Here is an 18244-nt window from a genome sequence, read left to right as displayed (position 1 = left end):
GGCTCTTTTTTGCCGGCGGGGATACAGCGGAAAGCCCGGTGCGCAGCAGCCCCCAAAATACAATTGAAATTACTAGCACCCAATTCCAAAAGGTTTTCTACTGTGGAATTCCGGAAGTTCCTTTTTTAAAATCCCAGAATCAGTTTGGCGATGGAAAAGTAAATAAGGATCCCAAAAATGTCGTTACTGGTGGTAATAAATGGTCCTGTTGCCATGGCGGGATCGATCCCGAATCTATCCAGGACAATGGGTACAAAGGTCCCGATGAGTGAAGCGATGATGATCACCGACACCAGGGAGACACTTACGGTAAGACCAAACCAGAAGTCCAGCCCCAGGAAAATAAGTCCGCCCACGATAAGGAGAATTGCCAGCGCAAAGCCGTTAAGCAGACTTAATAAAACCTCCTTGACAAGACGTTTTAAAAGAGAGCCTCTGAGACTTTTATTCGCTAATCCCTGCAGCACGATCGCCGAGGATTGCACGCCAACATTACCCGCCATCGCCGCAATTAACGGAACAAAGAAAAATAATGCACCATGTTCCTGCATGGCAGAGTCAAAGGTTCCCAGCACCGTAACACTTATAAAGCCGCCGAACAGGGCCAAAATAAGCCAGGGCAAACGGGCACGGGTAAGGTGTAAAATTGAATCATCTGCTTCCACATCTTCAGAAATACCGGCCGCCATCTGGTAATCCCGTTCGGCTTCGTCACGCATAAAATCCATAATATCATCTACCGTAATACGTCCTACCAAACGCCCCATTTCATCAATCACAGGGATGGCCTCGAGATCATACTTTCGCATGACACGCGCCACTTCATGACCTTCGGTATGCACGTTCACGTAATCTACATTTTCAATATAAACATCGCTGATGTTGGCATTGCTGGGTGCCGTAAGTAAATCTTTTAGTGAAAGCCGTCCTTTCAATTTACCTTTATTGTCCACCACGTAAATAGAGTGTACACGGGTCACATTCTCGGCCTGGGCACGCATTTCGGTCATACAGCCCGTAACGCTCCAGTTCTCATTGACCTTCACCAGTTCCTTCGCCATCAAACCACCGGCAGAATCTTCATCATAGCGCAAAAGCTCCACAATGTGCTCGGCATGTTCCTCATCGGCAATTTGCTCGATCACCTCTTGTTTTCGCTCCTCAGAAAGCTCCGCGATGATATCGGCGGCATCATCGGTGTCCATATTCTCCAGCTCCTCGGCAATTTCCTTGGCCGAAAGGTTGTCGAGAATACGTTCCCGCACGTCTTCTTCCAGCTCCATAAGAGCTTCAGAAGTTTTTGTGCTGTCGAGTAATTTTATGATGTAGGTTGCCTGGTCGAGATCAAGCTCGTTCATGATCTCGGCAATATCGGCATGATGCACATCTTCAAGATAAACCAATAGTTCATCATCCCTGCCCTGCTCTATCAGGTTACAGATATGTTCAACTAATTCTTCACTTATTTGAAACTGCATGCGGCTCGATTTTTTGTGTCAATTCAATAAACTGGGCAGTGCTTAATTGTTCGGGACGTTTCCCAAAGATACTGTCTTCCCTTAGATCATCCGGCAGCTGAAAAATTTTTAAACTGTTACGCAAAGTTTTTCTACGCTGCTGAAAAGCGGTTTTTACTACTCTGAAGAAAAGCTTTTCATCACAGGCCAGGGAAAAATCCTCTTTTCGGGTTAGCCGAAGTACTCCGGAATCTACCTTTGGCGGCGGATTAAACACCGAAGGCGGTACGGTAAAAAGATATTCGGCTTCATAAAAGGCCTGTACCAGCACAGATAATATTCCGTAGGTCTTGCTGCCTTCCTTTTCACAAATGCGTTTTGCAACTTCCATCTGAAACATTCCCGAAAATTCGGGTATAAATTCCCGCAACTCCAGCATTTTGAAGACAATTTGAGAAGAAATATTGTACGGGAAATTTCCAATAATGGCGAACTGTTTTGTTCCGAAGATCTCGCTTACATCATACTTCAAAAAGTCTTTTTCGTGGATCTTTCCATGGAGTTTTGGATAATGTTCATTGAGATATTCCACACTTTCTGTATCGATCTCGATCACATGAACCTCAGCATCCTTTTGCAGTAGATATTTGGTCAAAACGCCCATCCCCGGCCCTATTTCCAGCACATAATCATAATCTTTATAGTGCAGCGTATCGGCAATCTTTGAGGCTACATTTTCATCTTTTAAAAAATGCTGACCCAAATGTTTTTTGGCACGTACATCACCTTCGGCCGGTCTCTCAAAATGCGTGTTTGGTCTTCTTGTTTTTTTTGACATGCATTGCGCGTTTTATCCTACTCCAAAAATGGCATTTTTGAAAGAAATTTTATTGTTCGCTTACCACTTCAAGCTCGGTCCTGAAGGACACGATCTTTCCTTCAAAGGCTTTGGTCTTTCCCCTTAATTCAGGGGCATTTTCTTCATAATATTTCTGAAGCTGCTCTTTACTCTCTGCAGAATATTGCACTGAATACGTGATGCCGCCCATTTCTTCTTTTACCAAAACCCTGGTCATGATGGCTTTTGTGAATTTCCCGGTATTGAGCATTTCCGGAATGTGTTCTTCCTTCATCCATTGCACCCATTTGTCGTGCACATCTTCCTGAACATTTGTTGTAACGTTATATATATACATTTGATTTTTATAATTGGTTATTAAACGAGGTATTGACTGTTATTCTACGGCATCTCCTCTTAAAGCACGGAATTTCCTGCGCGACTCCACAAAATAAATACTATCGGCGTAATTAAATACAATTTTTTCATAAAACTCCTTAGCCTTTTCGGGTTCGTTGAGGTCGTTGGCATATAATTCGGCCAGCCTGTAATGTGCATTATCTCCTAAAATGCCATTTTTGTGAAGCCTTATGATTTTAAGATAGTTTTCTTCGGCTTCCAATAAGTTACCGGTTTCTTCAAAAAGCTGTGCCTGTTTTAGCAGGGCTTCATCTTCTATCTCTTCAGCTTTATGATTTTGCAGTATCTCCTCCAGCATTTCTATGGCCTCCTGATTCTTATTCTGAAATGCCAGCAAATCGGCTTTTGCGAAAAGCTTCAATGCCGTTTGCAAACTGTCCTCTCCGGAATTATCACTAATCAACAGGCTCAATTCCATCGCGTCATTAGCGATCAATTGCGAAGTAGAAGATTTTAAAACATCCAGCTGTGTCGTAGCCCATTTAAAATCTCCTTTGTAGTAGCTGGTTTGAGCAACTTTGTAGCGTGCATTTTGCGCCATTACATCATTCTCCACAAGTTTTTGGACCTGTGAATAATAGATCAATGCCTGGTTGAACATCTCATCAAGCACCAGGATATCTGCCAAAGTCATTTTGACAGCCGCTTCTCGAAATTTTCCAAGATTTTGTTCCAGGAGTGCGTTTAACACTTCTGCACCCTGCTGCGGTTCATCTCTTTTAAAAGCCAGGAAACGTGCAAAATCCAGCTGAAGTTCCAGGGTTTGCAGCCCTTTCCCATACTTTTTAAAAAGTTCAAGATAAGCAGCTTCAATTGCATCATATCCCTGGAATTTTGATTCCTGCTGCAACACAGAGAGTTTCATTTGATGCGCCTGTAGCCTCAATTCTTCTGAAGGTCCTTTTTCAATAAGGAAATCCAAAATCTCGACCGCTGCTTCAGGATCTTCCTCCTTAGCCATAAAGGCCAACTGAATGATTCTTCCAATTTGTTCCCCACCGCTCCTCAAGTAAATAGCTTTCTCCTGTAAAAAGGCCTTTTTAAACTCCTTTTGCTGCATGAAAAGTCCGCTGAGCATTTCATTATATAAAGTATCAGGGTTTTCCCGAAGTTTTTTCAGCAGCAGTTTTCTGAAGAGCAGATTGGCTTCATTATTGGGATCTTCGGTAAGAAACTGCCCGTACATGCGGCGTACGGTTGGCAAAAAAGCGGGGTTTGTTCCCACGAGATCAATGTAATTGCTAAACATTTTCTCTACCTCCCCTTGTTCGCCATACAATCGCGCCAGCTGAATGTTATAATTAGTATCAGGGTTGAGACTCATGCCTTTTTCATAAGCTTTGATAGCCATTTCAAGCAGGCTGTATCGTTCAAAACTTTGAGCGATTGAAAATGCATAGTTAGGTCGTGATTCTATTGCATTGATCGCTTCCTCGTAGTAGCGTGCAGCTTTTTCGTCTTGTTCCTGAAGTTCATAATTATGGCCCAGCTCTACAAGTAAACCCGGTGCATTGGCGGTGTTGTTAAGCCTTTCCAGCAGCAATTTCTCGGCATCAGAAAAATTTTCAAGTTGCTGGTGCGACGAAATAACACCCATAAAATAGGTGGCATTATGCGGATTTTCAGCATATAATTTTTCATAACTGCTCAAGGATTTTTCATACTGCCCCTGTTCAAAATAATTCTTAGCCAATTCCACACTTTGGGAATGGCCAAAAAAGCTGAACAAAACAAGCAGCAGGCATAGAAAAAATTTCCGTAACGAATCCATGTTGTAAAGATAACAAAATGCCTTGCAGCTATTTGTCGCAGAATATCATATAATTGCATTGAAAAGAAAAACCTCACAGCTTCTCAAAGCAGTGAGGTTTCTTTCATTATAAAAAGGGATTCAAAAATACCTTTTTTCGATGTTCTTTAATTTATGATATCAAATCCTGTGTAAGGCACCAGTACTTCCGGGATCTTGATTCCTTCGGGTGTTTGGTAGTTTTCCAGGATTCCGGCGAGAACACGCGGTAAAGCCAGCGCGCTTCCATTAAGGGTATGTACGAGCTGCTTACTTCCGTCAGCAGATTTATACCTCAATTTCAACCTGTTGGCCTGAAAGGTTTCAAAATTAGAAACAGAGCTTATTTCCAGCCAGCGATCTTGTGCGGTGGAAAAAACTTCAAAATCATAGGTCAAAGCTGAAGTAAACCCTAAATCGCCACCACAAAGGCGCAAGATGCGATAAGGTAACTTCAAATCCCTTAGAATTTCCTTCACCTGCTCAACCATTCCGTCTAAGGCTGCATAAGAATTTTCAGGTTTTTCAATACGAACCAGCTCCACTTTGTCAAACTGGTGCAACCTGTTCAAACCTCTCACGTGGGCGCCGTAAGAACCCGCTTCCCTTCGGAAACAAGGAGTATATCCTGTACAGGCCACGGGAAGATCATTTTCAGAAAGCATTTCATCCCGAAACATGTTGGTCACAGGAACCTCGGCCGTAGGGATGAGATAAAGGTTATCTTCGGTCACATGGTACATCTGGCCTTCTTTATCTGGCAGCTGCCCTGTGCCATATCCCGAAGCCTCGTTTACCAGCAGCGGCATTTGATATTCAGTATAACCTGCACCTACATTCTTATCCAAAAAATAGGAAATCAACGCCCGTTGCAGTCGTGCTCCCTTTCCTTTATAAACCGGAAATCCGGCGCCGGTTATCTTGTTTCCCAGCTCAAAATCAATAATATCATATTTCTTTGCCAGTTCCCAGTGCGGCAATGCACCTTCGCTAAGTTGCGGAATCTCGCCTTCTTTAAAAACCTCCACGTTGTCATCTTCAGTAGCACCTGCAGGTACCAGATCATTCGGGATGTTTGGAATATTGTAAAGCTGCTTCGTTAATGCTTCTGAGGTTTCATTCAGCCTTTCTGAAAGCTCTTTTGATTTATCTTTCAAGCCGGCAGTTTTTTCCTTTAAAAGATTGGCTTTCTGGTGCTCCCCGTTCTTAAACATCAATCCAATTTCTTTGGAAAGCCGGTTAGATTCGGCCAAGGTTTCATCCAGTTCGGTTTGTGTGGAACGGCGGGTTTCGTCCAGCACAAGTACTTCAGAAAAGATTTCTTCAGCATCAAAATTTCTCTTTTTTAACGCCTGAATGTAGGCCTCTTTATTGGCTCTAATATTAGCTACCTGTAACATACCTTTTTTAATATTTTCTTAGTGCCAAAAAAATGCTTTTTTGGCTAGAAAAGCAAAAGTAACAAAAGCTTGTAAACATTATTCCTGCGAGGAAGGTAAAATCCAGGAATGATGGGAAAAATGTTGCCATTCTTCGGCTGCAAGATCTACTTTTGGATCTATAAAAGGCTGCGATGGCCTGCCGTTTACGCTTATCTCACTTTTCACATAAACTTCTATTTCTTTTCCCTTTTCTGCATATTCCTGCTCCAGTCGTTGCGCGAACTGCCATATAAGATCGGGCTTCGTAGATATTGCCCGCTGTTGTTTAGGACTTAAATATTTTCGCTTATCAACAAAAACGGTGTCTTGCGTAGCTTTATCGACCACCAGGAAAGTAGCTCTTCCCGCCTTAGACCTCAACATCATTCGCCAGCTTAGGCGATGCCCTTCTTCAGTCCACAAGACATCATCTTTGAAAAACCAGTGTCGCAACGGCAAAGAAATTTGTACTACGAACCATGCAACGAGAAAAACAAGTGAAGGTTTCCTGTACTTCGGAAGTTCAATTTCCTTAAGATCGTAAAATGGCTTTTTTGACAGGAATTTTTTATTGATCACTTCTGAAGGAAAAAAGAAAAGCAGAAAAGCCAGCGACAGGTAAGGAAAAATACCGATGTGAAAAACGAAACTATTGAAAAGATGAAAGAAAATAGCTGCTACAAAGGCGATCATCCTGGTTCTTTTCCAAAATAATAACGGAATAATCAGCAGGTCAAAGAAGAACCCGAAGTAAGAGATGGCGGCAGGAACCCATTCCCGCTGAAGGAAACTGCCTATCAACCATAGATCCTCTTTTGAAGACATGAGTAAAGCCGGAAATTTCCCATTCCACCAGTCGGGATAAAGTTTTGCAATGGCAGCGTAGGTGTAGACGATCCACAGTTGCAGCACCAGCAACAGCCAGCACCACTGTGGCATTGAAGTTCTTTTAAGCGACGGATTAAATTTTACATCCAGCGAAGCATACCTGTTTGCCGGAAGCAGGATCATCAAAAATGACAATAAAACCAGCAAATAATAATGGTTGTTGTAGGAGGTTTTCTGCATTAGGTAAACTCCGGCCCACATTAGGGTAAAAGCCAACATACTCCCCCGATAGCGAAAACCCAGCATTACCAGAATACCGAAAGTTCCCATTACTGCAAAATACCACAGCATTCCATTGCCGGGAAGCGGCTGCAGAAAATCAAAACCAATAAAATTAAAGGTGAATTGAGGTTCAATGAGCGTTCGCCTCACCCAACCGGTAAAAATGGCACCAAAAGATTCAATTGCGATCAATGCTCCAAAAAGGATTCGAAAAACAATGAGCGCGGAATTGTCTATCCTGGTAAAAAGCCATTTAACCACCATAATTATCCCTAATGTACTGCATCGAAAAAGCCTTGTCCTGCTTCATGGCAATCTTCAGCTTTTCTACGGAATCAAATTTTTTCTCATCTCGAATTCGGGTTAAAAGTTCAATGCTTAAATAAGTATCATACAAATCTTTCTGAAGATCAAAAAAGTGGGTTTCTATGGTTTGTTCTGTTCCGCCCACAGTAGGATTTGTTCCAATATTCATCATTCCGAAATAATTCTCTCCTCCAATTTCAGATTTTACCACGTAAACGCCATTTGCCGGTACAAGTTTATAATCTTCTTCTATATTAAGGTTAGCGGTAGGAACTCCAAATTCTCTCCCCAGGCCTTTCCCTTTCACCACAGTACCTGCGAGCGCAAAAGGATAACTGAGGTATCGATTTGCTTTTTCCACTCTTCCCGCCATTAAGGCCTTCCTGATCTTGGTGGAGCTTACCGCTACTTCCTCAACATCCTGCTTTGAAATCTCTTCCACTTCAAAATCATATTGTTCCCCAAACTTCCTAAGATCATTAATGTCTGCAGTTCGATTTCTGCCAAACCTGTGATCATAACCAATAATCACTTTTTTTGCCTTTAAGCGGTTCACCAGGATGTCACGCACAAATTCCTGCGCGCTTAATCTTGAAAACTGAACGGTAAACGGATGCACGATCAAATGATCTATACCAGATTTTTCGAGGATCTCTTTTCGCTCCTGAATGGTGTTGATCAATTTAATGTCGCTATCTTTTTGAAGCACCATTCTTGGGTGAGGGAAAAACGTAAGTATTGCCGATTCCAGATTTCCTGCTTTGGCAGAATTGACCAGTCGTTCAATAATTTTTTGATGCCCTACATGCACCCCGTCAAAAGTTCCTATAGTGACTACCGTGTGGTGCTCACTTTGAAATGCATGTGCTCCTTTATGTTCTTTCAAGTGTGAAAATTATTTTCCGTTAAAGGTATTCATTGTATTGTTAACTCCTGCCGTTCCAAAGGACCTAATAAGCTCTGCTGAAGTTTTAAGCCGCTCGGGCATTTTCTTCTCTTCCTCTTCCTCCCATTCGCCCAGCACGTAATCTACCTGCCGGCCCTTAGAGAATTCATCGCTAATCCCAAAGCGAAAGCGAGTGTATTTGGTAGTATTCAGCTGCGCCTGTATATCCTTAAGTCCATTATGTCCACCGTCACTTCCTTTGGTTTTCAACCTCAACGTACCAAATGGAAGATTAAGATCATCTGTCACTACCAGCAGGTTCTCCAGGGGCACTTTCTCCTTCTGAAGCCAGTAATTTACTGCCTTTCCACTTAAATTCATGTAAGTAGAAGGTTTTAGAAGTATAAAGGTTCTTCCCTTAAATTTATAGGTGGCCACATCGCCCAGTTTTGCAGGTTCAAAAGAAAGTGATTCCTCTTCTGCCAAATGGTCTAAAATTCGAAAACCAATATTGTGCCGGGTGTTATGATATTTGGGACCTATATTCCCCAACCCGACTACTAAAAATTTTTTCATAAGATCAACTTCTTCTTCCCGTGGTTTCTTGCCTAATAATCTTCCGAAGAAAGGAATCATTTATTTTAATTTTGGTAAAAATAAAAAAAGCATCCCGAAAACGGAATGCTTTTAATATTGAATAAAGACGAAAGCTTATTCCTTATCGCCCTCGCCTACTTCAGTTGCAGGTACTTCATCTGCTGCTGTTTCATCATCTTCGTCAAGATCATCTGCAGTAACAACGTTACGAGATGTTCTAACCTGGCAAACAACAGTGTTATCAGGATGCATGATCTTAAATTCTTCGCTCTTCAAAGCAGTAACATACAATTTGTTACCAATTTTAAGCGGAGTAACATCTGCCTCAATAAAATCGGGAAGATTTCCTGGCAATCCTTTTACACGCATTCTTCGTAGGTTAAATCTCAACACACCACCGTTTTTCACACCACGTGGCACTCCTACTGTATGAACAGGAATTTCCATAGAAATTTCCTTGTCTTCGTATATCTGGTAGAAATCGATATGCAAAATAGCATCGGTTACCGGGTGGAATTGAATATCCTGAAGAACAGCGTCTAACTTTTCTCCTCCTTCCAGTTCAATTACTACGGTATGCACATCTGGTGTATACACTAGGTCTTTGAACGCAATCTCATCTGCTGCAAAGTGTAATGGCTGCTCTCCCCCGTATAATACGCAAGGAACCTTACCAGCATTACGTAAGGCTTTTGTTGCTTTCTTGCCTACGCTTTCTCTTTTAGATCCATTGATCGTTAATGATTTCATTGTATGAAATTATAGTTAATAAAAATTGATTACATAATAAATTGTGAGCTAATGGAGCGGTTTTGATGAACTCTGCTCATCACATCCGCAAATAAATCTGCGCAACTCACTACACGGATTTTCCTGCTTTCTTCTCTTAGTGGAATAGAATCTGTTACGATCAATTCCAGCAACTTAGACTTTTCCACTTTATCGTATGCGTCTCCAGAAAGTACGGGATGTGTACAAATAGCACGTACGCTTTTTGCACCTCTTTCTATCATCAAGTCTGCAGCTTTGGTGAGCGTTCCGGCGGTATCTACCAAATCATCTACCAAAACCACATTTTTGTTAGTTACATCCCCAATAAGTTCCATGTGGGAAATCACATTTGCCTTAGCCCGTTGCTTATAACAAATCACTACATCACTTTCCAGCGCCTTCGAATAGGCGTAGGCTCTTTTAGAGCCACCCATATCTGGCGAGGCGATGGTAAGATTATCTAACCCTAATCCCTTTACATAAGGCATGAAAACAGTAGAAGCAAATAAATGATCTACCGGTTTTTCAAAAAACCCCTGGATTTGATCGGCATGCAAATCCATCGTAATGATTCTTGTTGCACCCGCTGTTTCCAGCATTTTTGCGATCAATTTTGCAGCAATTGGCACTCTTGGCTTGTCTTTTCTATCCTGTCTTGCCCAACCGTAATAAGGAATGACGGCTGTAATATGCCTTGCCGAAGCTCTTTTTGCTGCGTCAAGCATCAACAACATTTCCATTAGATTGTCTGAAGAAGGATGGGTGGAACCAATAATAAAAACTCTTGAACCTCTTATAGACTCTTCATAGGAGGGTTGAAATTCCCCGTCACTATAGGTAGATGTAATAACATTGCCCAATGGCGCTCCATAAGATTCGGCTATTTTTTTAGCCAGTGCGGTACTTTGATTGCAAGCAAATAATTTTGCTTCGGTAATCACATCAGGCATAAGAAACTAAATATTTGAGGGTTAGCAATGTTTCCATTTTAAAACGCTGCAAATTTAGAAATTTATTTCGTGTGTTAAAGATAATTATGTGTAAAATTCGATGAAGAATAAAAAATATTTTATAATTTTGCCGACCTATTCAAGCCTTGGTGGCGGAACTGGTAGACGCGCTGGATTCAAAATCCAGTGTCTTCGGACGTGCGGGTTCGATTCCCGCCCAAGGTACTAAAGGAAAAGCCGGGATTTCTCCCGGCTTTTTTATTACTCAGGTACAACATTTAAGAATTTTCAGGAAAAGATATAAATCAGTATCAGATAATACGATTTGTGTATTAAAGAAATGATTATGGTGCACATAAGGAATCGTTTCATAAAATTCATTTTGCAAATCTCTCTTTAAAAAAAGTAGTTTCTCTTATTCAATGCAGAAAGAAAGCTCACTTGAGTTAACCCTGGGGATCAAACGATCAATCCAATTCCGGAGAAGAAAAGCAGTACCAGCAAAAGTCTCTTAAAAAGAACTTCGTTGATCTTAGGAAACAGTAATGTGCCAAGATATTGCGCCAGGATAAAGATCGGAAGGATCATCAGGCTCGTTTTGACATGTTGAAAGGTGAGAGTTCCGCTTAGGGCTAATGCCGGCACTCGAACTATGGTTACTAATGCAAGAACGCCTATCATTGTGGCACGAAAGACTTTTATCTCCTCTACGGTATTTTTAATGCTTATAACATACAAGGGTCCTCCCGTAGAAAATACTCCTGAAAAGAATCCGCCTAGAGCTCCCAGGACCCAGTTAACTGTTTTATTCGTGTTTATTTCTTTTTGGCCTCTAAGCGCGTAAACGATGTAAAGAAGAATAAAAACTCCCAGGGCCTTTTGAAGCACTACCGGTTTACTGCATGTAAGCACGACGATCCCCAGAACAACTCCAATAACTGAGGCAAATGTTAACTTCAGAATTACGTTTTTGTTAATATTCTTCCATTCTTTTTTCACCAGGTAAGAACTGGAAAATAGGTAAAAAATAGAGACATAGGCTATGGCATCGGGCAACTTAATTGCGATTAGCAGGATTGGCAGAGCAACCAGCGAGCCGGCAAAGCCAACCAGAGTCTGCACAAAAAAGCCACAAAAAATAGCGATACCGAGAATTAGAAGAATTTCCAGATCCATAAACTTTTTTATAAGCCGCAAAATTAATTGCTACATTCGCTCCTACGAAGATGATTAAAGGGTGAAAAGCATAATTTTTGTATAGAAAAACGGATTTTTATGAACAATACCAACGAATCAATGCCTGACGAACTCGACAGGAAAATTTTGGAGTTACTTAAAAAAAATTCCCGGGCCTCCTTTGCAGAAATAAGCAAGAAAATATTTCTCTCTGCCTCGTCGGTAAGGGAAAGAATCAAAAGAATGGAAGACCTAGGTTTAATTCGGGCTTATAGTGTGGTACTGGATCAATCTCTTATGGGAAATACTCTGGAAGTGGTGATCATGCTAAAGATCTTCAGCGGAAAATTCCAGAGTGCCATTTCTGAAATTAATTCCTGTCCCGAAGTGATGGAGGCCTTTAGGATTACAGGGCAGCATAACATCCATATAAAAGTTGCGCTTCGGGATCAGCTTCATTTGCAGAGTTTCATCGACAAATTACTTGTTTTTGGAGAACCCACAACTTACCTAATCCTTTCAAACCTTAAAAAAGATTTATAAGTATCTAATAAAGAATTTATTTAACTTCTTTTTCAGACTAAGATATTAATTTTTCAGCCTTAACTACGCAGAGAAATTTCTTTCCTGCCCTTTATAGCACGTTAATTATTCTATAAGTAGGATTTATGGCACCTAAAAGTCATTCAAAATTGACTACGGCGTTGGTTTTTCCCGGTTTGTTTCTGTATTTAGGTATTACGATTTCAAAAGCAGTACCATTTTCTTTGCTGCTTTCCACACTCAGCCGGCCCTTGTGCGCCTTTACCAATTGGGTGAACTGCTTTTTTCTCAAAAATGTGAAAATAGGATATGCGGAAAGTTAAATTCGTTCAAAACATATCAAGGATAAAATTCCATACCACTGGGACTCCAATGTAAAGCTTCCGAAAAAAGTTTCCCTGAAAAATGTAAAAGCTGCTTCAGTCAAACCTATATCAAACAAAAAGGATCGCCTAGAAACTTCCTGGATGACACCATAAGTTTAAAAAGCTATGAGGATACGGGACCTAAGGTATACAATCTTTCCAGCGTAGGTTTTTCGCTTCCTCCTGCGGTTTCGAGTGTGATCGCAAATCCTTCGGAAAGATTTGGGTTTTCAAGTTTAAAGATCTTGTTCTCGTCCCTTTCAAACTCATCCAATAATCCTATACTGCTTGGAATAAGCGGATTCATTTTCAAGGACCATACCTGATAAACCATACCTTTGGGAGGTTCAGGAAGATCTTTGCCATCTATATAAGTTATATTTTCATCGTTATCCCAATATGCAGTGGCATAAGCTTGCGGAGCAAATTCCTGGCCATGGAGTGGAACTTTTATAATATTCCTATCCCTCAATGCACTTAAAAGCTCACGTGTTTTTTCAGTATCATTCCTTGCCTCTGCAATTTCTGTCTCTAGTTGTGAGTTTTCCAGCTGTAAGGCCTGCAGGGATTCCTGTAGTTCCCGATTTTTATCAAACATCAGGAATAGCCCAACTAAAAAGACTATACTGGCTGCCCATCCCAAGTATGCCGACCAATTGTTTCGTCTTCGTTCTACCGGTACCGTTTTGATTCTTTTTGAAAGTTTTTCTTTTATAGATTCCAGTAAAAATGCCGGATTAGAAGGTGCCGTAGCACTTGACAAAGTTATTAATGCTTCTTCTATTTCTTCTACCTCTGCTCTTACTTCAGGGTACTCCTTAAGCATTCTGGTCACTTCGGCACTTTCAGATTCCGATAGTGCACCGTAAACGTATAATTCCAAAATTCCGGATGATATGTACTCTTTTATATCCATTATCTTATTACACTAGATCTTAAGTTGTCAATACAAATCCTGTTTTTGGTTTTTACAGTTCCTAATGGAATTTGAAGTTTTTCTGCACTTTCTTTCTGTGTGAAACCTTGAAAGAATAAAAGATCAATTAATTTTTTGCAGATAGGTTCAAGTATATCTATATACTTCTGCAATCCAATAGCATCTATTTTTCCTGAAGTATTACTCCTGGCTTCCAAGATATCTACGAAATTATCACTCTTCACGTTTAATCCTATATCTTTGAAGTCTTTGGATCTCCTTTTATCAATAGAGGCATTTCTTGCAATATTTAAAATCCAGGTAAAAAATCGTCCTTTGTCTGAATTATAAGACGAGGCATTGTTCCATATTTTCAAGAATACATCCTGTAGAATTTCCTCAGAGATCTTTTCATCATGAATTATGCTATATATGATACCATAGATACTCTCTGAATAGAGTTCATAGATACGTTCAAAAGCCTTTTCGTTACCTAACTGAAGTTCAGCTATTAATTGGTCTTGTTGCATTGAATAGAATTATGATCTAAATTTAAAAAATAATAATTACGATCAACATCATCCTGAAAGAATAGATAAAAATGTTTCACATCTTATCGTCATTATCCTTAAAATTATTCATGATTATAAGAACCTGGTAAAAAAAGAAATCGCCTAAATTTTACCTTTAGCCGATTTTTTCATTTAAACCATTATATGGAATCAAGAAGCCATAAAATAATATCTGCAATAGTAAAGAGGCATTCCGAGCTCCTAAAGAATGGATCTTCAAAGCCCGGGGCAAGAATGGTCTTCCCATGAATAGACGCGTAGGATAGAAACCATCTCTTATACAAAGGTAAAGGATTACATTAAATATGAGGCTACTTTCAAGACAAGTATTAGAGGGTGTAAAATGTTACTTGCTGTTTATGGAATTGGTTATTCCCTTGATTTCCTCCTTAGTCTCGTCAACTTGTTTTTGAATATTTTCCTTTACTCCACCCGTCTCCTTCATTTGCTCATTAACATTACTCATTACCTCACTTTTAATATCGTTGGTAGCATTTTTTATACCTCGCAATCCTTTTCCAAGACCTTTGGCAAGGTCAGGAATTTTATCGGCACCAAAAACCATTATTAAAATGAAAAAAATGAAGGCTATTTCGGGACCGCTAAGAAATAAAGGAAGTGTTGTCATATAAAAGATTTATGAATTAATACTAAATTGAAATGGAGCAAGTGCAGAAGAGCAGACACAGAAAAACAGACTAAAAAAATTCTGTCATTTACGGTTGTTTTCCTGGAGAAACGTTTTCCTCGTTTCTAGTTACAATTCTGGCAATAACAATGCTTATCTCATACAGGACGAGTACAGGTATTGCTACTATCACCTGACTCAGAATATCTGGCGGCGTAATTATAGCAGAAAGAATTAAAACCCCTACAAGAGCAAATTTTCTATATTTCTTCAAAGAGGCAGGGGTGACAATTCCAATTTTTGTGAGAAAGTAAATAATAATGGGCAATTCAAAGATGAGTCCGCTAGCGACTACTGAAGATCTCACCAAACCAATATAACTGTCAATGTCAAATTCATTAAGCACCTGTCCACTCACCTGATATCTACCCAAAAAATTTATGGAAAGTGGTGTAATAAGATAATAGCCAAAAAGCACACCCAGGAAAAAGAGCATTGAGGAAATGAAGATAAAACCGCGGGCAGAATTACGCTCGTGATGCTGCATTGCCGGAGAAACAAATTTCCAAAACTCATAGATAATATAAGGAAAAGCAATAATGAAACCCGCTGTAATAGACGTCCAGATATGTGCTGAAAATTGCCCGCCCATTGTACGACTTTGTATACTGAAAGGCATTTCTCCCTGAAAACAAAAGCCTCCTTCAAATCCTATTGCAGTAGTGAGCCTGCATAATATCTCATAAGTAAAAAAATCAATATTACTGGGGCCAAAGAGCAGTACATCAAAAATGAAATTTTTTGCCAGGAATGCAACAAATCCAGCAATAAATACAGCCAAAGTGGCTCTAACCAAATGCCAGCGCAATTCCTCCAGGTGATCTAAAAAAGACATCTCCTGCGTATTCTCAGTATAATTCCCCATTAAAAAAAATTTATATTAGCATCCTTACAGCCAACTTGCCGTCGTAGTTTTCCCAATAGTATAGTTCCCATATTCTAATGCTTCTAAGACGAGCATTTTCTAATCTATTGGTTCAAATAATCAACAGATATTGATTAAGCTTCATTCTTTTTTGAGATTGATTCTTCTGGTGAATCCTTGTCATCCGAAGCATTTTTAAATTCTTTAATCCCGCTGCCCAAACCTTTCATTAGTTCGGGAATTTTTTTCCCGCCAAAGAGAAGAAGCACAACAATAACGATCATAATAATTTGGGTCGTACCAATCATTAAAGGGATAAATAGAGTATCCATAATTTTTTTTTTAATTATTCTGTTAATTTAGTCGATGCAGATTCTCAACTTTAAAAAGAGAAAAGACGGCGAATATTCTCGCCAATCTTTTCTAATTTCCAAGAATAGAACGCTATGCAATAAATAAGCCTGCAATAGTAGAAGCAGTTTCACCACTCATGGGTTCATCAAAAGATTGTGATACAGCTACAGCATCAAAATCGGTTGCATTAACAAGGTTTACCCCTCCCTGGGTTACATTCTCTTCTCCATTGTACACAGGCTGGGTTGCTTCAGGCATTCCTGGTCCTCTGTTATTAAGAGTTATCCAACCTAGGGCATTTTGATCCAAGCTGGATCCCATAACATCTGCTCTTAATCTCCTAATTTCAGAGGCATGACGAGCTTCTACAGAATGGATCTGCAAAGCCGGGGTTAAGAATTGTGTTCCCATTAAATTTCCTGCCTGTCCTTTGTATGCTCTTACACCAGTATCTTCAAAAGCCTGGGCCAGGGCTAGAAGTTGTGCGTAAGCCACTTCCTGACCGGTTCCTTTTTCATTAAAAGGATCAAATGTCCCTCCTGCGGTAAAATCAAATTCCGGGGATTCAATTGAATTTTCCCCCAGCCCAGATTTCAAAAATGCTACATGAGCAGATTCATGTTTTGAAATTTGCTGATAAACAGCTTCTGCCCTACCTCCTCCTGGCAAAACTCCAGATTCCAAAGCTTTAATATAAAATTCTGCTTCCAAATATTCCAGGGTCAGTGCTAATTGTAAAGCTCCAATGGCTGCATTTTGATCCTGTGCAGCATAAGCTTTACCAGAGGAAGCAGCTAAACCAAAAGGAATTGCGGCTAGCGCAGCTTTCTTTCCTAAAGAACCAAAAGTGCCAAAAGCATCTCTTCTTGAAGAAGTTTTATTCAAAAGGTTCTCTGATGTGAATTCGTCTAAAAATTTTATAATATTCATAATATTTTGTATATAGTTAAAAATTTGATTATCCGGTTGGTAACTGATTGGCCGTAAATTCTGTTTTCACGAATCCCGTTTGACCAACTGCCTTTAAAATTTCTGAAGGTGATTGGGCAACATCCAGTCCGTTTTCATCTACAACATCATCACCGGCAAAAGCTTTGGGATCATCCAAGAATATAGATCTGATAGCTGCAGCGTGCCGGGCCTCAACAGAGACAATTTTACCCGCGATCACCAAATAATCTGGAGTTTGAAGCAAACTTCCTGCTCCATTATAAGCCGCTACGCCCGTATCTTCCAATACTCTTGCTGTTCCTAAAACTGAAGATCTGTCCCCGAAATTGACTGATGAAAAATCAAATTCCAATTCCGGCAAAACCTGACTTGTGTCTCCATTAACAGCTCGGGTAATTGCGGCCTTAAAAAAATCACGGTGAATTACCTCATGATTGTACAGGTCTTCGAGGATTAATTTTTCTTCGGAAATGGCACTAGCCCAATAAGTTCCATCTAAGACTTTGGTGTAAAATGCCGCTTCAAGCTGTTCCAGAGCGTATGCATAATTCAATATTCCCACATCCCCACTTCCAAGATCGAATTTCATATCAGGATCAACAGGGTCTGTGAAATCGTCATCACTACTGCAAGAAAGCAAAAGCCCCGATCCTACTACCGCTATACTTCCCATCTTAAGGAATTGTCGACGGGAATTGTCTGTTCCATTTGGTGCAAACGCTTTTTGCTGCACTTTAATAATTGGTTTTTTCATAATTCAAGTTTGTTTAATTACATTAATACCTACGTAGCTAAACTTAATATGGTTTTCCTGACACAGTTAATGTATTGTTAACTAAACGAACTACTCTGCAATACAAGTGCAGAGGCTTCCTTCACCGGGTTTAAAAAGTTCCTAATCCAGTATAAAATTCTTTTTCTTTACAGCTTTCCTATTTTTATTTAGACATGCTGCCATGATTAAGATGCTGCTGGCCTTTCTGAATCATACCTCCACGATTTCACTTGCTCTTTGTATTGTCTCCCTGAGCATATAAAGAGCACCAACTCATAGAAACGAGAACAGAAATTGTATTTTTCTTATTATCGCTCTTTTCAAGATTTCCAATTAATAGCTTCACATCACATATTATGAAGTTTTAAAATTTACCACAGAACCGGAACGTATGACATCGATTGGCATATCATTTTCGTCCGCTGTTTTATTTATTTCCAGCTCATTATCTATTTTTTAATTAAGACGTTCTAAGACTTATCACAGTAATTCTG

Annotated in this window: 20 protein-coding genes and 1 tRNA gene; 2 read left to right on the top strand and 19 right to left on the bottom strand. The window is 40.0% G+C overall.

Annotated elements, in window-relative coordinates; genetic code table 11:
• Positions 1-125: 125 nt before the first annotated feature.
• The 10 genes from mgtE to ACOV1Q_RS03070 all read right to left on the bottom strand — a co-directional run bounded on the left by mgtE (position 126) and on the right by ACOV1Q_RS03070 (position 10545).
• Positions 126-1478 carry a magnesium transporter gene (mgtE, locus tag ACOV1Q_RS03115; protein ID WP_424492977.1) on the bottom strand — a complete coding sequence of 451 codons (1353 nt, stop codon included), beginning with the start codon at positions 1476-1478 and terminating at the stop codon, positions 126-128.
• Entirely contained in the window at positions 1459-2295 is an 837-nt protein-coding gene (gene rsmA / locus ACOV1Q_RS03110) for a 16S rRNA (adenine(1518)-N(6)/adenine(1519)-N(6))-dimethyltransferase RsmA (protein WP_424492976.1), read from the bottom strand. Before rsmA ends, mgtE begins: the two co-directional genes overlap by 20 nt.
• A 49-nt stretch (positions 2296-2344) precedes the next feature.
• A complete protein-coding gene (locus ACOV1Q_RS03105) occupies positions 2345-2653 on the bottom strand; it encodes a DUF4286 family protein (protein ID WP_424492975.1) in 309 nt (102 codons plus the stop codon).
• A 39-nt stretch (positions 2654-2692) separates the two neighbouring features.
• Entirely contained in the window at positions 2693-4414 is a 1722-nt protein-coding gene (locus ACOV1Q_RS03100; RefSeq protein WP_424492974.1) for a tetratricopeptide repeat protein, read from the bottom strand.
• A gap of 218 nt (positions 4415-4632) precedes the next feature.
• A complete protein-coding gene (gene serS, locus ACOV1Q_RS03095) occupies positions 4633-5904 on the bottom strand; it encodes a serine--tRNA ligase (RefSeq protein ID WP_424492973.1) in 1272 nt (423 codons plus the stop codon).
• A 78-nt stretch (positions 5905-5982) separates the two neighbouring features.
• Entirely contained in the window at positions 5983-7299 is a 1317-nt protein-coding gene (locus ACOV1Q_RS03090) for an HTTM domain-containing protein (protein WP_424492972.1), read from the bottom strand.
• Positions 7289-8227 carry a bifunctional riboflavin kinase/FAD synthetase gene (locus ACOV1Q_RS03085; RefSeq protein WP_424492971.1) on the bottom strand — a complete coding sequence of 313 codons (939 nt, stop codon included), beginning with the start codon at positions 8225-8227 and terminating at the stop codon, positions 7289-7291. The genes ACOV1Q_RS03090 and ACOV1Q_RS03085 overlap by 11 nt, the downstream gene beginning before the upstream one ends.
• A 9-nt stretch (positions 8228-8236) precedes the next feature.
• Positions 8237-8863: an aminoacyl-tRNA hydrolase gene (gene pth / locus ACOV1Q_RS03080; RefSeq protein ID WP_424492970.1), complete on the bottom strand. Its 627-nt coding sequence runs from the start codon at positions 8861-8863 to the stop codon at positions 8237-8239.
• A 75-nt stretch (positions 8864-8938) separates the two neighbouring features.
• On the bottom strand, positions 8939-9574 hold the full coding sequence (locus ACOV1Q_RS03075) for a 50S ribosomal protein L25/general stress protein Ctc (RefSeq protein ID WP_424492969.1): 636 nt from the start codon (positions 9572-9574) through the stop codon (positions 8939-8941).
• A gap of 29 nt (positions 9575-9603) precedes the next feature.
• The gene (locus ACOV1Q_RS03070) at positions 9604-10545 is read right to left on the bottom strand and encodes a ribose-phosphate pyrophosphokinase (protein WP_424492968.1); all 942 of its coding nucleotides are present in this window, start codon (positions 10543-10545) and stop codon (positions 9604-9606) included.
• Between the two features lie 143 nt (positions 10546-10688).
• Between ACOV1Q_RS03070 and ACOV1Q_RS03065 the strand changes: the two genes are divergently transcribed.
• A tRNA-Leu gene (locus ACOV1Q_RS03065) sits at positions 10689-10770 on the top strand.
• Between the two features lie 234 nt (positions 10771-11004).
• Here the strand turns inward: ACOV1Q_RS03065 and ACOV1Q_RS03060 are convergent.
• On the bottom strand, positions 11005-11721 hold the full coding sequence (locus ACOV1Q_RS03060) for a TSUP family transporter (protein WP_424492967.1): 717 nt from the start codon (positions 11719-11721) through the stop codon (positions 11005-11007).
• Between the two features lie 99 nt (positions 11722-11820).
• Here ACOV1Q_RS03060 and ACOV1Q_RS03055 point away from each other — a divergent pair, with 99 nt between their 5' ends.
• Positions 11821-12264 (top strand): Lrp/AsnC family transcriptional regulator, encoded by a 444-nt coding sequence (locus ACOV1Q_RS03055; protein ID WP_424492966.1) that lies wholly within the window; start codon positions 11821-11823, stop codon positions 12262-12264.
• Positions 12265-12403: 139 nt separating this feature from the next.
• On the opposite strand, the gene ACOV1Q_RS03050 is transcribed toward ACOV1Q_RS03055, so the two are convergent.
• The 8 genes from ACOV1Q_RS03050 to ACOV1Q_RS03015 form a co-directional block, all read right to left on the bottom strand.
• Positions 12404-12556, bottom strand: coding sequence for a hypothetical protein (locus tag ACOV1Q_RS03050; protein WP_424492965.1), 153 nt, complete (start codon positions 12554-12556; stop codon positions 12404-12406).
• 197 nt (positions 12557-12753) lie between these two features.
• Positions 12754-13512 carry an anti-sigma factor gene (locus tag ACOV1Q_RS03045; RefSeq protein ID WP_424492964.1) on the bottom strand — a complete coding sequence of 253 codons (759 nt, stop codon included), beginning with the start codon at positions 13510-13512 and terminating at the stop codon, positions 12754-12756.
• A 32-nt stretch (positions 13513-13544) separates the two neighbouring features.
• The gene (locus tag ACOV1Q_RS03040) at positions 13545-14075 is read right to left on the bottom strand and encodes an RNA polymerase sigma factor (RefSeq protein WP_424492963.1); all 531 of its coding nucleotides are present in this window, start codon (positions 14073-14075) and stop codon (positions 13545-13547) included.
• A gap of 388 nt (positions 14076-14463) precedes the next feature.
• The gene (locus ACOV1Q_RS03035; RefSeq protein ID WP_424492962.1) at positions 14464-14745 is read right to left on the bottom strand and encodes a Sec-independent protein translocase subunit TatA/TatB; all 282 of its coding nucleotides are present in this window, start codon (positions 14743-14745) and stop codon (positions 14464-14466) included.
• Positions 14746-14833: 88 nt separating this feature from the next.
• The gene (gene tatC / locus ACOV1Q_RS03030) at positions 14834-15670 is read right to left on the bottom strand and encodes a twin-arginine translocase subunit TatC (RefSeq protein WP_424492961.1); all 837 of its coding nucleotides are present in this window, start codon (positions 15668-15670) and stop codon (positions 14834-14836) included.
• Between the two features lie 134 nt (positions 15671-15804).
• A complete protein-coding gene (locus tag ACOV1Q_RS03025; protein ID WP_424492960.1) occupies positions 15805-16002 on the bottom strand; it encodes a Sec-independent protein translocase subunit TatA/TatB in 198 nt (65 codons plus the stop codon).
• 112 nt (positions 16003-16114) lie between these two features.
• Positions 16115-16954: a ferritin-like domain-containing protein gene (locus ACOV1Q_RS03020; RefSeq protein ID WP_424492959.1), complete on the bottom strand. Its 840-nt coding sequence runs from the start codon at positions 16952-16954 to the stop codon at positions 16115-16117.
• A gap of 28 nt (positions 16955-16982) precedes the next feature.
• Positions 16983-17729 (bottom strand): ferritin-like domain-containing protein, encoded by a 747-nt coding sequence (locus ACOV1Q_RS03015; RefSeq protein ID WP_424492958.1) that lies wholly within the window; start codon positions 17727-17729, stop codon positions 16983-16985.
• Positions 17730-18244 lie beyond the last annotated feature (515 nt).

The organism is Salinimicrobium maris, assembly GCF_049680855.1.
Lineage (GTDB): Bacteria > Bacteroidota > Bacteroidia > Flavobacteriales > Flavobacteriaceae > Salinimicrobium.
The sequence above is the reverse complement of the archived record's forward strand: the minus strand, read 5'-3'. Positions and strand labels throughout refer to the sequence as shown.

Bases quoted from the DNA above. Each gene is read 5' to 3' on its own strand.
- mgtE (WP_424492977.1), bottom strand. From the start codon at position 1,478: ATGCAGTTTCAAATAAGTGAAGAATTAGTTGAACATATCTGTAACCTG.
- rsmA (WP_424492976.1), bottom strand. From the start codon at position 2,295: ATGTCAAAAAAAACAAGAAGACCAAACACGCATTTTGAGAGACCGGCC.
- ACOV1Q_RS03105 (WP_424492975.1), bottom strand. From the start codon at position 2,653: ATGTATATATATAACGTTACAACAAATGTTCAGGAAGATGTGCACGAC.
- serS (WP_424492973.1), bottom strand. From the start codon at position 5,904: ATGTTACAGGTAGCTAATATTAGAGCCAATAAAGAGGCCTACATTCAG.
- ACOV1Q_RS03090 (WP_424492972.1), bottom strand. From the start codon at position 7,299: ATGGTGGTTAAATGGCTTTTTACCAGGATAGACAATTCCGCGCTCATT.
- pth (WP_424492970.1), bottom strand. From the start codon at position 8,863: ATGATTCCTTTCTTCGGAAGATTATTAGGCAAGAAACCACGGGAAGAA.
- ACOV1Q_RS03075 (WP_424492969.1), bottom strand. From the start codon at position 9,574: ATGAAATCATTAACGATCAATGGATCTAAAAGAGAAAGCGTAGGCAAG.
- ACOV1Q_RS03070 (WP_424492968.1), bottom strand. From the start codon at position 10,545: ATGCCTGATGTGATTACCGAAGCAAAATTATTTGCTTGCAATCAAAGT.
- ACOV1Q_RS03060 (WP_424492967.1), bottom strand. From the start codon at position 11,721: ATGGATCTGGAAATTCTTCTAATTCTCGGTATCGCTATTTTTTGTGGC.
- ACOV1Q_RS03055 (WP_424492966.1), top strand. From the start codon at position 11,821: ATGAACAATACCAACGAATCAATGCCTGACGAACTCGACAGGAAAATT.
- ACOV1Q_RS03040 (WP_424492963.1), bottom strand. From the start codon at position 14,075: ATGCAACAAGACCAATTAATAGCTGAACTTCAGTTAGGTAACGAAAAG.
- ACOV1Q_RS03035 (WP_424492962.1), bottom strand. From the start codon at position 14,745: ATGACAACACTTCCTTTATTTCTTAGCGGTCCCGAAATAGCCTTCATT.
- tatC (WP_424492961.1), bottom strand. From the start codon at position 15,670: ATGGGGAATTATACTGAGAATACGCAGGAGATGTCTTTTTTAGATCAC.
- ACOV1Q_RS03025 (WP_424492960.1), bottom strand. From the start codon at position 16,002: ATGGATACTCTATTTATCCCTTTAATGATTGGTACGACCCAAATTATT.
- ACOV1Q_RS03020 (WP_424492959.1), bottom strand. From the start codon at position 16,954: ATGAATATTATAAAATTTTTAGACGAATTCACATCAGAGAACCTTTTG.
- ACOV1Q_RS03015 (WP_424492958.1), bottom strand. From the start codon at position 17,729: ATGAAAAAACCAATTATTAAAGTGCAGCAAAAAGCGTTTGCACCAAAT.